This window comes from Actinoplanes sp. NPDC051537, from assembly GCF_055586105.1.
The window spans coordinates 168,264-180,454 of sequence record NZ_JBVJIU010000001.1 but is presented as its reverse complement, the minus strand read 5'-3'; the positions used below and the strand labels follow the sequence as shown (position 1 = coordinate 180,454).

The window sequence follows — 12,191 nt, the reverse complement described above, 5'->3', positions numbered from 1 at the left end:
ATCAGCCGACCACCTCGGCATAGCCGACCGCGCTCGCGATCGGCACCCGGATGATCAGATCGTCGAACTCGGCGTAGCGGCGGCCCACTTCCTCCGCCGCGTCGTCGCCCGCGTAGCGGCGGGCCACCCGGGTGGTCCACTCCAGCAGATCATCCGGATTCGGATGCAGCGTCGCGGTGGCCCGCAGGTGAACGAACGCGAACGGCGGCCGCTCGTCGTCGACGACGATCGACACCCGCGGATCGGCGGCCAGGTGGCGAGCCTTCGCGCTGCCGCTCGCGGTGGTGATCACCAGGTCGCCCCCGTCCAGCACGAACCACACCGGCACGACATGCGGATGGCCGTCGGCCGCCACCGTGGCGATCTTCGCGGTGCGGGTCCCGGCGGTCAGAAAGGCCCGCAACTCATCGATGGACATTCGTCGCATCGCGCGATCCTAACGACCGCCGGCGCCGGACGGACACCAGAAAACCGTCCTCCGGACCGGCCAGTAGCCCGCCTTATCCGGCGGCCCGCGAGCTGCCAGCGTGAATACCATGAACACTTACCTGGTTCGGAGCACCCTCGTCCTCGCCCTCGCGGCCGCCGCCGCTGCCGCGCCGGGCGGGTCCGCCGCGTCCTCGACGACATCGGCGAGCACGTACCACGTCAGTTGGCAGCCATGCCCGGAGCGGCCCGCGGTCCAATGCGGCACCGTGCGCGTCCCGCTGGATTGGGCCCGGCCCCGGGGCGACCAGATCACCTTGGCTCTCGCCCGGCACCCGGCCACCGACCGGGCGCACCGGATCGGCGCGCTGTTCGTCAACCCCGGCGGGCCCGGCGGCGGGGGCGCCCAGATCGCGCTCGAGGCCGACCGGATCTTCTCGGCCGCGCTCGTGTCCCGCTTCGACATCGTCGGCGTGGACCCGCGCGGCGTCGCCGGCAGCACCCCGGTGTCCTGCCGGGTCCCGGCCGTCCGTCCCCCCTACACCCTGTTCCCCCGCACCGAGGGGCAGTTCGCCGAGATGGTTCGGCAGAACCGGGAGCTGGGCCGGGGTTGCCTCGCGGAGACCGGGCCGCTGCTCGGTCACGTGGACACCGTCAGCGTCGCCCGCGACCACGAGGCGGTCCGGATCGCGCTCGGCGAGCCGGCGTTCAACTGGCTGGGCCTGTCCTACGGCACCCAGATCGGGGCCAACTACGCGCAGCTCTTCCCGCACCGCGTACGGGCGATGGTGCTCGATGCCGCGCTGGACCACAGTGAGTCGAGTGTGGCGCTGCTGGCCGACGAGATCAGCACCGTCGAGGACGCGTTCAACCGGTTCGCCGAGTGGTGCCGGACGACGCCGGCCTGTCCGATGACCGGACAGGACGTGGCCGGAGCCTACGACGCGCTGGTGGCCCGCGCCGACGCCACCCCGATCCCGGTGGCCGGCGCGGATCACCCGGTCACCGGCGAGGACATCCGTCTCTCCACCCCGAGCTTCCTGGAGTTCAAGAAGCCGACCGTCTTCGACCCGGACGGCGGCTGGGTCTCGCTGGGCGCCGCGATCCGCGACGCCATCGCCGGCGACGCGTCCGCCTTCGCCGCCCCGCCACTGCAGACGCCCGGCAATCCGGCCTTCGGCGCGCTCGCAGTCGCCTGCCAGGACTACGCGGTGGAGGTGCGCACCTTCGCCGACATGCAGCGCCGCGTCGAGCTGGGCCGGCAGCTGGCGCCGCACCTGCGCGGCGGAAGCCAGAGCTGGCTGGTCAACCACTGCATCGGCTGGCCGGTGCCGCCGTCCAACCCGTCCCGCACGCTCGACGTGCAGGGTGCGCCGCCGGTGCTGATCATCAACGCCACCCACGACGCGAACACCACCTACAAGTGGGCGCACGTCCTCGCCGGTCAGATCCGCGGCAGCCGGGTGCTGACCCGGGTCGGTGACGGCCACACCTCGTACCTGGTCTCGCCCTGCAGCCGGGCGGCCGTCGACCGGTACCTGATCGACCGCGTCCTTCCCGGGCCCGAGCAGGTCTGTACCGACTGACCCACCGAGAGACCCCGGCGCGGCGGCCGAGACTGCCGCGCCGGGGTCAGGGTGCCGGGTCAGCGGTGGTCAGCCGGCGCTGCAGGAGACCGTTGGCCAGGTCCAGGTGCCGTTGGCCATGATCGTGACACCGAAGTTGTTGCCGCTGCCGTTCGGTTTGGCGACCATCACGTACTGGCTTGGCCAGTTGGCGCTGACGTTCCAGGTGGAGCTGACCGTCTCGGGGGCGGGGAGGTTCATCGTCACGGTCCAGTTGCTGGAGCCGGAGACCGCCACGTTGAGGTTGTACCGGTCGCTCCACTTCTGTCCGGCGGACAACGTCGCGGTGCAGCCGCCCGTGCCGCCACCGCCGGTGCCGCCACCGCCGGTGCCGCCACCGCCCGTGCCGCCACCTCCGGTGCCACCGCCGGAGCCCTCGCTCACGGTGATGTTGGAGCTGACGTTGCTCTGGTAGCCCTCGGTGGCGAGGATCTGATAGTTCGGGCTGCCCAGCTGCAGGCCGGCCTGCCGCCAGGCGTTGAAGTGGTTGGCCACGGTGATCGTGCCGCCGGTGCGGTGCTGCTGCCGGACGCTCCAGTACTGGTAGAACGTGGCCGTGCCCTGGATGGAGGGCTGGTTGACCCGCTGGGTGCGGTACAGGTCGTAGGTGCTGCCGTCGGAGGTCACCGAGCCCAGCCGGGTGGCGCCGGTGCTCGGGTTGTAGGAGCCGAAGTTGTCGACGATGTAGTACTCGACGAGCGGGTTGGTCATCCAGCCGTACAGGGCCAGGTAGCAGTTGCCCCCGCAGTTGAAGGACCCGGAGTAGTTCACCGTGTGGCTGGTGGAGCCCGGGTTCCAGCCCTTGCCGACGACCGAGTTGTTGATGCTGTTCATCTGGACGCTGTAGCTGCCGCCGGCGCCCAGGTTCATGGTGACGTTGCCGTTGTCTTTCCAGTACGAGTAGAAGTAGCCGTTGTGGGTGCCGGTCGAGTTCGAGGTGATCGTGCGGTCGGCCTCGGCGTGGGCGGCGCCGGCGGCGGCCACCGAGGTCACGGCCATCGCCACGGCACTGGCCATGCCGATGAACAGTCGCGTGCGGCGGCGCCGGCGACCGGCCGGTCGAGCGGACGTGTCGTTCATGCGGACTCCCTTTCGGAAGGACTGCGAGGACGGGCCGGCAGCACGACGTGACCCGCCGGGCCGCGACCTGGGTGACGGCGGGGCGCGCCGGTGTCGCACCAGGTGCGGGTTCGCCGGCCGTGTCGGTCGACGGGCCGGGGGAGCCGGATCGCGGTGGACGATCCAATCGACGGTGGTCGAACTGCCGGTGGCGACATCATGAGCTGGCGGGCACTCACGTGTCAACAATTACCGGAAGCTTGCGGAAGTTTCTACGAATGACTTCGTCCGGAAAAGACCCGTTCTGATGCTGTTTGAAGCTGCCGAAGTGGCCACTGCGCTTGTCGGCTCCGGCGCTCGCGGTCGATGCGAAGTTCTCGAGTTCCGAAACTTCCGGGCGTCGGGCGATGGCTTCGGCGTGGTCGTCGGCCGCGTCCGAAGCCCGATGTCGGCGCGGCCGGGCCTTGACCCTGACACCGTGGCAGACCCTAGACCGGCGGCATGACTGATCTGTATTTCCGGACCGCGACCGACGTCGCGGCGTTGATGCGCGCCGGCCGCTTGTCCGCGCGCGAGTTGGCGGAGATGGCGCTGGACCGTATCGAGGCGATCAATCCGGCGGTGAACGCGGTGGTGGAAACCTGCCGCGCGGCGGCGCTGGATGCGGGGGCGGCGGCCGATCGAGCCGCCGCGCGAGGAGAGCCGGCCGGCCCGCTGCACGGGGTGCCGATGACGATCAAGGAGGCTTTCCCGGTGGCCGGGATGCGGAGCACGTGGGGCAGCCCGCTCTTCGCCGGCCATGTGGCCGGCCGGGACGCCGTGGTGGTGCGGCGGCTGCGGGAGGCCGGCGCGGTGGTGCTCGGCACGACGAATGTGCCGCCGATGCTCGCCGACGTTACGCAGACCGCCAACGAGCTGTACGGCCGGACCGTGAACCCGTGGGATCCCACCCGTACACCCGGCGGCTCGACCGGCGGGGGAGCGGCGTCGGTGGCCGCGGGCCTCGCCTTTCTGGAGTACGGCTCGGACCTTGCCGGATCCATCCGCATACCGGCCGCCTTCTGCGGGGTGTACGGCCTCAAGCCCAGTGCCGGCGTCATTCCGTTGAGCGGTTTCCAGCCACCGGGCCCGCCCCTTGGCGCCTCCGGCATGGCTCACCTGTCCGCGGTGGGGCCGCTGGCCCGATCGGCCGGCGACCTGCGCACGGCGCTGCGCGCTACCGCCGGACCCGAGGAGCCGGACGCCCTGGCCTACACCTGGCGGCCGGCCCCGCCGCGACACACCCGGCTGGCCGACTTCCGCGTCGGTGTGGTGCTCGACCATGACCGTGCCGCGGTGACCGCGGACGTCGGGCGCGCCTTGTCGGACGCGGTGGACGAGCTCGCCCGGGCCGGCGTGACGATCGTTGGCGGCTGGCCGGAAGAGGTCGACCCGGTCGGTCAGGCCCAGTCGTTCGGGTTCGAGGTGGCGCAGTTCCTCGCTTTCCACGGCGGCGACGCCACCTTCGCCACCCTGCCGCAGGTGGTCGAGCAGCACGACCGCCGGATGACCGCCCGCGCCGCGTGGCAGCGCTATTTCGCGGACGTCGATGTGTTCCTGTGCCCGGCCACGTTCACCGCGGCGTTTCCGCACCCCGGGAACACGGACGGCGAGCGCCTCCACCACCAGCTGGCCTTCTGGATCGCGTACGCCTCATTGACCGGCCTGCCCGCGGTGAGCGCACCGATCGGCCGCACCCCGCGCGGGTTGCCGGTCGGCGCCCAGATCATCGGGCCCCCGCACGAGGACGACACCCCGATCACCTTCGCCGAGCTGGCCGCCGAGGTCCTTGGCGGATTCACGGCGCCGCCCGTGGCAGGATGAGTCGTGTTCGCCATCGGGGACTTCGCCCGGCTCGGCCGGGTGTCGGTGCGCATGCTGCGCCATTACGACGCGATCGGCCTGCTGCGTCCGGCACACGTCGACCCGGCGACCGGTTACCGCAGCTATCGAGCGGCGCAGCTCGCCGAGCTCAACCGCATCGTCGCGCTCAAGGACCTCGGCTTCACCCTGGAGCAGGTCCGGCCGATGCTGGGCGACCGGATCAGCCCGGAGCAGGTACGCGGCATGCTCGCGCTGCGCCGGGCCGACCAGCAGATCGCTCTCGCGGCGGGCGCCCAGCGGCTTGCTCAGATCGAGGCCAGGCTCCGCGCGATCGACCTCGACGGCCGGCTGCCCGCTCACGAGGTGGTGGTCAAGCGCCTGCCCGCAACGCGGATGGCCGAGCTTGTCGACACCGCCGGCAGTTTCCACCCCGACGACATCGGCCCGGTCGTCCACCCGCTCTGCGCCGAGCTGGGCCGCCGCCTGGCCGCGGCGCAGGTGACACCGGCGGGACGACTCACCTGCTACTACGAGACAGCTCCCGGCGGGGACGGGGCGGTCCTCGTGCACGCTGCCGTGCCGATCGCCGCCGAATACGGCGCGGACCTCAACGGCCTCTCGATAACCGATCTCCCCGCCGCCGATCACGCCACCCTGGTCCATCGCGGATCCATGGACCAGGTGCTACCCGCCTGGCAGGCCCTCGGCCGGTGGATCGACGCCAACGGCTACCGCTCGGGCAGCCGGTCCAGGGAGCTCTACCTGGAATGCCCCGCCGACCCCACGCAATGGGTCACCGAGCTTCAGGAACCCATCGCCGAAGCTTCACCGGCAGCCTCACTGACAGAAGGTGTCAGGGATGTGGTGCCACGATCGCCGGCATGAACGACTTCGACTTCCTCATCGGCTCGTGGAACGTGGTCAACCGCCGGCTCAAGGTGCTGTTCGCCGGCAGCGCCGACTGGGAGACCTTCCCCGGCACCACGATCTGCCAGCCGATCTTCGGCGGCGGCGGCAATACCGACGAGATCATCTTCCCGACGCTCGGCACCCGCGGCTTCACCCTGCGCCTGTTCGACCTCGAACACAAGGAATGGTCCCTCTACTGGGCAAGCAGCCGCACCGGCCTGCTCTATCCACCGGTCGTGGGCACCTTCACCGACGGCCGCGGCGATTTCTACGGCGACGACACGCACGACGGCCGGCCGATCAAGGCGCACTTCATCTGGAGCGACATCACATCCACCGCGGCCCGGTGGGAACAGGAATTCTCCGCCGACGGCGGACAGACCTGGGAATCCAACTGGGTCATGGAATTCACCCGGGCATGACAAGTCGGCTCGGCCCGCACGGGCCGAGCCGCACGCCTTGCCCTGTTCGGGCCGGCCGCTTCCATGGTCTCGGCGCGTCTGCTCACCCACCCGGCGTCGAGACCGCGGCCATCCATCTCTGCCTGGGCGGAATCAAGCTGGATCTCGCGAATCCAAACGTCGCCGGCTACCTGTCGGGTGACCCGGCCACCACCTGCCCGTCCGGGCATCCACTCGGCGCTGATTCCGCCGATCCATCCGCCCATCATGCCCAACAGTCGGGTAGCCGTCGTAAACCTGGCCGCGACCGCACGCGTCCGCTCTCCTGAGAAGACAGTTGTCAATTCACGGGGAGAGTGCAATGAGGACATTACTCAGGTACGTCGCCGCGACACTGCTGCTGCTGGCCGGCAGCGCCGTGGTGACGTCACCGGCGGCGGCCGCCGTCCCAGCGGTGAAGATTTTCCACGGAAGCTCCTGGGCCTGCCTCTACCAGGTGTTCAACGGCGACGCGGCGACCACCTCAGTCCGGTTCGCTGACTGGGGATACTGCGATGCGGCCGGCGCCAGCAACCAATGGCGCTTCGAATACATCGGCGGCGGCAACTACCTCGTCGTCAACAACCGGTGGGACCCCAACGGCCTCTGGTGCCTGTCCGCCCCGAACTGGGACGCCAACAGCGTGTACGCCGAACTGTGCCGGCCCGACATGCCCAAGCAGCAATGGGAACCCATCGACAACGGCAGCGGCTACAACCTCCTGAGGAACGTCTACAAAAAGGCCTGCCTGTACCGGCAGGACGTCCCGGCCTACCGCGCCTACCCGGTCGTGGTCGGCTGCTCGGCCATCGACGCAGAGTATTTCATGTGGCTCTGACCGCCCCTCCGGGACGATCGAATGCGCGTTGCGTACGGCCGCGGTGGTGGTCGGGCTGGTCAGCGCGTCCGGGAAGTCTCGTGCAACACCACTTCGAGCAGGTCGGCGATGCCGTGCTCGTCGACGACGACCGCCGAGTCCTGCTGGTACTGCCGCAGCGCCTGCCGTACCACCAGCAGCGAGGCATCTCGGTCCAGCGCCCACCGCGCGGCCTGTGCCTTCGGGCAGTGCACCTGATCCACGGCGAACCGCCAGATGCGGCAGGTGGTGAGAACCATGAAGGCGGCGTGCCGGGAGTCGTCGGTGCGTGATCGCCACGTCTTCAGCCAGTGCCGCCCGCGCTCGACGATCCAGTCGGCGGGGACGGGTGCGATCACGTCATGTGGCGCGGCGCCGACCAGGGCGCGTCCGTGCGCGCGGGCCATGGACAGCTCGGCGAGCAGGTCCGGTGCGCTCGCCACCTGCCGTTCGGCCTCGATTTCGACCGACGGCCGGTCGCGCCGGCTCAGGTGCAGCTCAAGCGAGGGCGCCCGGCTCGGCCGGTCAGCCACGTCGGCCGTCACCACATCCAGGTCGATACCGGCCGCACCCCCGATATCCGCTCGGCGGACCAGGCGCTCGACGGCTGTCGCCTGCACATCGGCCAGGCCGCCGTCCACCACGGCCAGCAGGTCGATGTCGCTTTGCCCGGGACGGAAACCACCGGCCGACAACGAGCCGTGCAGCATCACCGACCGCATCTCGGCACCGACGGCGTCGGCCATCAGGTGGGCCAGTCGCTGGGCGGCGGTCACGGCGCGCAGTTCCGCAGGGCCGGGCATCCGGCCGTTCTACCAGATCCCGGCACGACAGGGCCCTCGTCGGCTGGGACTGACCGTCCCCGGCCTCACGACGACGGTTCGGCTCGCGGGGCTCGGCCGACGGTGTCGAGGTGGCGCAGCGCCTGCGCGTACGAGGTGATGAGGCTGGTTTCCAGGTAGGTGACCTGGTGGGCGCCGCAGAAGTTCTCGACGACGCTCTTGGCATGCCGCAAGTTCGGGCGGGGCATGGACGGGAACAGGTGGTGCTCGATCTGATAGTTCAGGCCGCCCAGAGCGAAATCGGTTGCCCAATGCCCACGGACGTTGCGGGCGGTGAGGACTTGTCGTCGCAGGTAGTCGGCCGCCTCGTCGGCGCTCAGCGTGGGCATGCCCTTGTGGTTCGGGGCGAACGAACAACCCAGATAAAGGCCGAACAAGCACTGGTGTACGGCGATGAAGACGGCCGCCTTGAGTGGGGACAACACGAAGAAGACGGTGCTGATGTAGACGCCGAGGTGCGTCGCGATGAGCAGGCCCTCGGCCACACCGTGACGGCGGTCGGCGATCAGATGACGGACGCTGGACACTCGGAGATTGACCGCCTCCAGGAGCAGCAGGGGAAAGAACATCCATGCCTGATAGCGGTAGTACGCGCGGGCTGCGCGACGGCTGTGCAGCAGCTGACCGGTGGAGAACACCAGCGCGCCGGGGCCGACATCGGGGTCCCTCTCCTGGTCGTTGGGGTGGGCATGGTGGCGGCTGTGCTTGCCGACCCACCACCGGTAGCTGAACCCCACCCCGAGGCAGGCCAGCAGCGTGCCGATCAGGTCGTTGGTCCGGCCGGAGATGGCGATCTGCCGATGTCCGGCGTCGTGGCCGAAGAAGCCGAGCTGAGTCGAGAGGATCGCGAGGAAGGCCGCCACGGTGAGCTGCCACCAGGAGTCGCCGACGGTGAAGAACGCGACCGCGGCCGCCGCGCAGAAGGCGAGCAGCAGCGTGGCGTGCCAGGCGTAGAAGCCGGGTCGCCGATCCAGCAGGCCGGCCTGCTTGACCTGGCGGGAGAGCTCGGCGTAGGCACTGCCGCGCGACCCGGACGCCGTGCTCGGCGGGTCGCTGCGGGGCATTGCGGTGGACGCATCTGTGGTTGGCATGTTCGCTCCCGGTGGACCGCGACGACAATTGCTTGCCGCCGGGGTCTCGGGCGAACGTCTCGCCACCCAGGTTACCCGCTGATCGTCGTCGCGGACGCCGACGCCGGGCGTGGTCGCCATCCACGCGGGTGACACTTCTGAGGTGAGCGACCGGCCGCGGATCGGTGTAGCGTTCGCAGGACAGACGGTGTTACCTCGCCGTCCGCTGCTGCCCTAGACCCCGGTGGCTCACCACATCTGCTAGGTGCCTCTGGAGCAGCCGTGATCGCGCTACGCCACGCGTCCCACCCCTGTCGGACGTCGACGGCGCCTATCCGCGCCGGCGGTCGATCGTGACCGCGCCGTGAGCACCGGCGGCCAAGCCCGGTTGTCGCAATCCCCGTACTTGATCTCTGCCGGCACGAACGGCTTCGGGATAGCGGTGGGGATCATCTCCGATGCCAGCACGGCGGTGGTGGAGATGACGGTGCGCGGTCAGTGGTCGGACCAGCTCGGTAACCAGGTGGCCGCCGGCTTGCGGCTGTGCCGGGCCGGGCCGCCGACGGCCTTCATCATCGATCTGCACAGCATGCTCGACCCGGCCGGGCTGAGCACGCGGTTCTGGTCGGCGGCGTCGCGGGAGGCGCAACGAGGTCCGGCGCCGGTTCGGTTATCGCTGTGCCTGCCCACGGCGACGGTGCTGGACACCCGGCTACGGCAGCTGGACGAGCCGCACCTGCCGGTGTTCGCCACGCTGCCCGAGGCGCGCATGGCGAGCGCCCGGTGGTCGTCACCCGACCGCCGCCTTCAGATACGCCTCCAACCGCGGCCGGCGTCCGTGCGCGCGGCACGCGATCTCGTGGCGGAGGCATGCGACGCCTGGCGCCTGACGCAGGTGCAGGATGCCCAGCTGATCGTTTCCGAGCTGGCGGCCAACTCCGTGGAACATGCCCGCACCGACTTCGTGGTCACCGTGTCGACCGATGCGGACTGGCTGCATCTGGCGGTCCTGGACGGCGCCACCGTGTTTCCGCGCCTGAACGGTAAGCCACCGGCCGCCGGAGGGGCCTATGTCGGTGAGCGAGGCCGGGGCCTCAGGCTGGTGCACGCCGTTGCTGCCGCGTGGGGCGCCATGCCGGCGCGCGGTGGCAAGGTTGTCTGGGCGACCGTGGCCCCGATCTCGCCGGCGTAGCCACAGGTTCGGCGAGCCCCGGGCCCCGCCGGACGATCCACGCGCCCGATGGCGAACGCCGCTCTGGACTAGCGTGTGCGCCATGGCGACCACGGTATTGCGCGTCCGGCTCATCGGCGGCGACCGCATGGACCTCACCTACGACAGACCCGACATCTCCGATGAGGACGCGCTGGTGGAACATGTGACCTCCACGCTGGCACGGGACTCCGGAGTGCTGCGCACCGAACACGGTGATCGCGTGGTCGTGCTCTTCGGCCGGGGCGTCGCCGCGATCGAGATCGCACCACGCGGTGCCGTGTTGTGACCGGCGCCCGCAGCTAGGGACTCGCGGCGTCTGGTGGTTCGCATGCCGTTCGCGCGGACCGCGGGCGAGCGATCACACCGCGGCCGACGACCTGGTCAGGGCGATGCGTGGCGCTCAGCGTCGCCTTCACCCGGGTCGCGGTCCACCTGGCGGTCACCCTGCTCCAACGCTACGAAATCCTGCAGGTCGAGCCGGAGCGTGGCCAGCAACCCGCCGTGCCGCCGGGAATCGATCTCGGCGGGAAGCTGCCGGTCCACGAATTCCGCACGCCGCTCTTCTCCGCGGCGGCGAAGCTCGGCGACGATCAGATGCTTTGAAATGATCAATTTTCTCGTTGCTCGTTTCTCGATATCGAATCCCGACCACGGCGGATCGCTGAACCAGTCGATCCGCCGCGGCCGGAGCGGTAGGGAACGAAATATCGCGGCATTGTTCCCGCGAAGACGGCGCACCGAGAACCAAGCAGCGCTGAGCGGTCCACGCTGATGCGTGCGGCCTCGAAAGAGCAGAAGCTCCGTCGACCGGGCAAACTCGCCGGAAAGAGCGATCGCCGGCCGGAGTCCGCGTAAAGTGACAATTCCCTATGCGGTCGCACACTCATCAGGCAGGACTGCGTCGACGGGATTTCGAGTTCCCCCGGCGACAATAGCACGCATTCATCGATCGAAACCGCTGACTTGGTTGCCAAGGAATGCTCACTCGGCCGGGCGCGCTGATGTTCGGGTACGGTGATACCGTCAGCTCTCGCAACCAGCCCTGGTCCCCGGCGGTGCCTGATGGAGAGGTGCGGCCATGCGCGGACCGGTGTGCCCATCGCCGTTGCGTGATGCCGGAGGTCACCGAGACCGGTCGTCGTGGTGACCGGCGGCGCGGCCGACCGCGCCGTGATCAGGCGGCTCATCGCCTCGGCCCCCGGCGCCGCGGAGAACCTCGTCGACCTGTTGGGACGGGTGTGCCGGGTCGGCGCGGGCGAGCTGGTGGCCTCCGGGGTGGGCATCAGCGTGATGACCGATTCCGGGTTGCGCGGCTTTTCCGTCGCCTCGGATGCGGTCAGCGAGCGGTTCGAGGAGCTGCAGTTCACCCTCGGGGAGGGCCCGTGCATCGACGCGTTCGGGGCCCGGCGCCCGGTACTGATCGCCGACCTGTCGGATCATGCCCGGGCCCGGTGGCCGGTCTATGCGCCCGCCGTTCACGAGGATGGGATCCGGGCCGTTTTCGCCTTCCCGTTGCAGGTCGGCGCGGCCCGGCTCGGTGTCATGGACGTCTTCCGCCGACGGCCGGGCTCGCTCAGCGAGGCGGAGCTCAGGACCGCTCTTCTGTTTGCGGACGTCATCGTCGAGGTGCTGCTCGACCGGCAGGCGGACCTGAGCCGGCGGGGGGACCCGGACGGGCTTGTGCTGGACGTCGGGAACCGCGCACAGTTGTTCCAGGCGCAGGGGATGATCATGGCGCAGCTGGGGATCACACTGAGCGAGGCGATGATGCGGATGCGAGCGTACGCGTTCGCCACGAACCGGCGACTCGACGACGTCGCCCGCGACATCGTCGATCGCAGGCTCACGCTCGACCAGGACGCGACGTGATGTCGACGACCGAGAACGC

The 12,191-nt window shown here is 69.9% G+C and carries 13 protein-coding genes; 9 read left to right on the top strand and 4 right to left on the bottom strand.

Annotated elements, in window-relative coordinates:
* Window position 1: 1 nt before the first annotated feature.
* Window positions 2–427: a PPOX class F420-dependent oxidoreductase gene (locus tag ACZ6TB_RS00810; protein ID WP_465549100.1), complete on the bottom strand. Its 426-nt coding sequence runs from the start codon at window positions 425–427 to the stop codon at window positions 2–4.
* A 109-nt stretch (window positions 428–536) separates the two neighbouring features.
* On the opposite strand from ACZ6TB_RS00810, the gene ACZ6TB_RS00805 reads away from it, so the two are divergent.
* A complete protein-coding gene (locus ACZ6TB_RS00805) occupies window positions 537–2,012 on the top strand; it encodes an alpha/beta hydrolase (RefSeq protein ID WP_465549098.1) in 1,476 nt (491 codons plus the stop codon).
* A gap of 69 nt (window positions 2,013–2,081) precedes the next feature.
* On the opposite strand, the gene ACZ6TB_RS00800 is transcribed toward ACZ6TB_RS00805, so the two are convergent.
* Entirely contained in the window at window positions 2,082–3,131 is a 1,050-nt protein-coding gene (locus ACZ6TB_RS00800) for a glycoside hydrolase family 11 protein (protein ID WP_465549096.1), read from the bottom strand.
* Window positions 3,132–3,611: 480 nt separating this feature from the next.
* On the opposite strand from ACZ6TB_RS00800, the gene ACZ6TB_RS00795 reads away from it, so the two are divergent.
* The 4 genes from ACZ6TB_RS00795 to ACZ6TB_RS00780 all read left to right on the top strand — a co-directional run bounded on the left by ACZ6TB_RS00795 (window position 3,612) and on the right by ACZ6TB_RS00780 (window position 7,160).
* Window positions 3,612–4,973: an amidase family protein gene (locus ACZ6TB_RS00795; RefSeq protein ID WP_465549094.1), complete on the top strand. Its 1,362-nt coding sequence runs from the start codon at window positions 3,612–3,614 to the stop codon at window positions 4,971–4,973.
* Window positions 4,974–4,976: 3 nt separating this feature from the next.
* A complete protein-coding gene (locus ACZ6TB_RS00790; protein ID WP_465549092.1) occupies window positions 4,977–5,858 on the top strand; it encodes a MerR family transcriptional regulator in 882 nt (293 codons plus the stop codon).
* Window positions 5,855–6,304, top strand: coding sequence for a hypothetical protein (locus ACZ6TB_RS00785; RefSeq protein WP_465549090.1), 450 nt, complete (start codon window positions 5,855–5,857; stop codon window positions 6,302–6,304). The genes ACZ6TB_RS00790 and ACZ6TB_RS00785 overlap by 4 nt, the downstream gene beginning before the upstream one ends.
* 340 nt (window positions 6,305–6,644) lie before the next feature.
* Window positions 6,645–7,160 carry a hypothetical protein gene (locus ACZ6TB_RS00780; RefSeq protein ID WP_465549089.1) on the top strand — a complete coding sequence of 172 codons (516 nt, stop codon included), beginning with the start codon at window positions 6,645–6,647 and terminating at the stop codon, window positions 7,158–7,160.
* 59 nt (window positions 7,161–7,219) lie between these two features.
* Here the strand turns inward: ACZ6TB_RS00780 and ACZ6TB_RS00775 are convergent, their stop codons facing one another.
* Together ACZ6TB_RS00775 and ACZ6TB_RS00770 are read right to left on the bottom strand one after the other, a co-directional pair.
* Window positions 7,220–7,981: an aminoglycoside adenylyltransferase domain-containing protein gene (locus tag ACZ6TB_RS00775; RefSeq protein ID WP_465549087.1), complete on the bottom strand. Its 762-nt coding sequence runs from the start codon at window positions 7,979–7,981 to the stop codon at window positions 7,220–7,222.
* 65 nt (window positions 7,982–8,046) lie between these two features.
* Entirely contained in the window at window positions 8,047–9,111 is a 1,065-nt protein-coding gene (locus ACZ6TB_RS00770) for a fatty acid desaturase family protein (protein ID WP_465549085.1), read from the bottom strand.
* A gap of 343 nt (window positions 9,112–9,454) precedes the next feature.
* On the opposite strand from ACZ6TB_RS00770, the gene ACZ6TB_RS00765 reads away from it, so the two are divergent.
* The 4 genes from ACZ6TB_RS00765 to ACZ6TB_RS00750 all read left to right on the top strand — a co-directional run bounded on the left by ACZ6TB_RS00765 (window position 9,455) and on the right by ACZ6TB_RS00750 (window position 12,172).
* Window positions 9,455–10,282, top strand: a complete 828-nt coding sequence (locus tag ACZ6TB_RS00765; RefSeq protein ID WP_465549083.1) for an ATP-binding protein — start codon at window positions 9,455–9,457, stop codon at window positions 10,280–10,282.
* 82 nt (window positions 10,283–10,364) lie between these two features.
* Complete coding sequence (locus tag ACZ6TB_RS00760; RefSeq protein WP_465549081.1) at window positions 10,365–10,589, top strand: hypothetical protein; 225 nt, start codon at window positions 10,365–10,367, stop codon at window positions 10,587–10,589.
* Window positions 10,590–10,696: 107 nt separating this feature from the next.
* The gene (locus tag ACZ6TB_RS00755; protein WP_465549079.1) at window positions 10,697–10,906 is read left to right on the top strand and encodes a hypothetical protein; all 210 of its coding nucleotides are present in this window, start codon (window positions 10,697–10,699) and stop codon (window positions 10,904–10,906) included.
* Between the two features lie 540 nt (window positions 10,907–11,446).
* Window positions 11,447–12,172: a GAF domain-containing protein gene (locus tag ACZ6TB_RS00750; RefSeq protein ID WP_465549077.1), complete on the top strand. Its 726-nt coding sequence runs from the start codon at window positions 11,447–11,449 to the stop codon at window positions 12,170–12,172.
* The last annotated feature ends 19 nt before the right edge of the window (window positions 12,173–12,191 follow it).

Bases quoted from the DNA above. Each gene is read 5' to 3' on its own strand.
- ACZ6TB_RS00780 (WP_465549089.1), top strand. From the start codon at position 6,645: ATGAGGACATTACTCAGGTACGTCGCCGCGACACTGCTGCTGCTGGCC.
- ACZ6TB_RS00795 (WP_465549094.1), top strand. From the start codon at position 3,612: ATGACTGATCTGTATTTCCGGACCGCGACCGACGTCGCGGCGTTGATG.
- ACZ6TB_RS00775 (WP_465549087.1), bottom strand. From the start codon at position 7,981: ATGCCCGGCCCTGCGGAACTGCGCGCCGTGACCGCCGCCCAGCGACTG.
- ACZ6TB_RS00810 (WP_465549100.1), bottom strand. From the start codon at position 427: ATGCGACGAATGTCCATCGATGAGTTGCGGGCCTTTCTGACCGCCGGG.
- ACZ6TB_RS00785 (WP_465549090.1), top strand. From the start codon at position 5,855: ATGAACGACTTCGACTTCCTCATCGGCTCGTGGAACGTGGTCAACCGC.
- ACZ6TB_RS00805 (WP_465549098.1), top strand. From the start codon at position 537: ATGAACACTTACCTGGTTCGGAGCACCCTCGTCCTCGCCCTCGCGGCC.
- ACZ6TB_RS00760 (WP_465549081.1), top strand. From the start codon at position 10,365: ATGGCGACCACGGTATTGCGCGTCCGGCTCATCGGCGGCGACCGCATG.
- ACZ6TB_RS00800 (WP_465549096.1), bottom strand. From the start codon at position 3,131: ATGAACGACACGTCCGCTCGACCGGCCGGTCGCCGGCGCCGCCGCACG.
- ACZ6TB_RS00770 (WP_465549085.1), bottom strand. From the start codon at position 9,111: ATGCCAACCACAGATGCGTCCACCGCAATGCCCCGCAGCGACCCGCCG.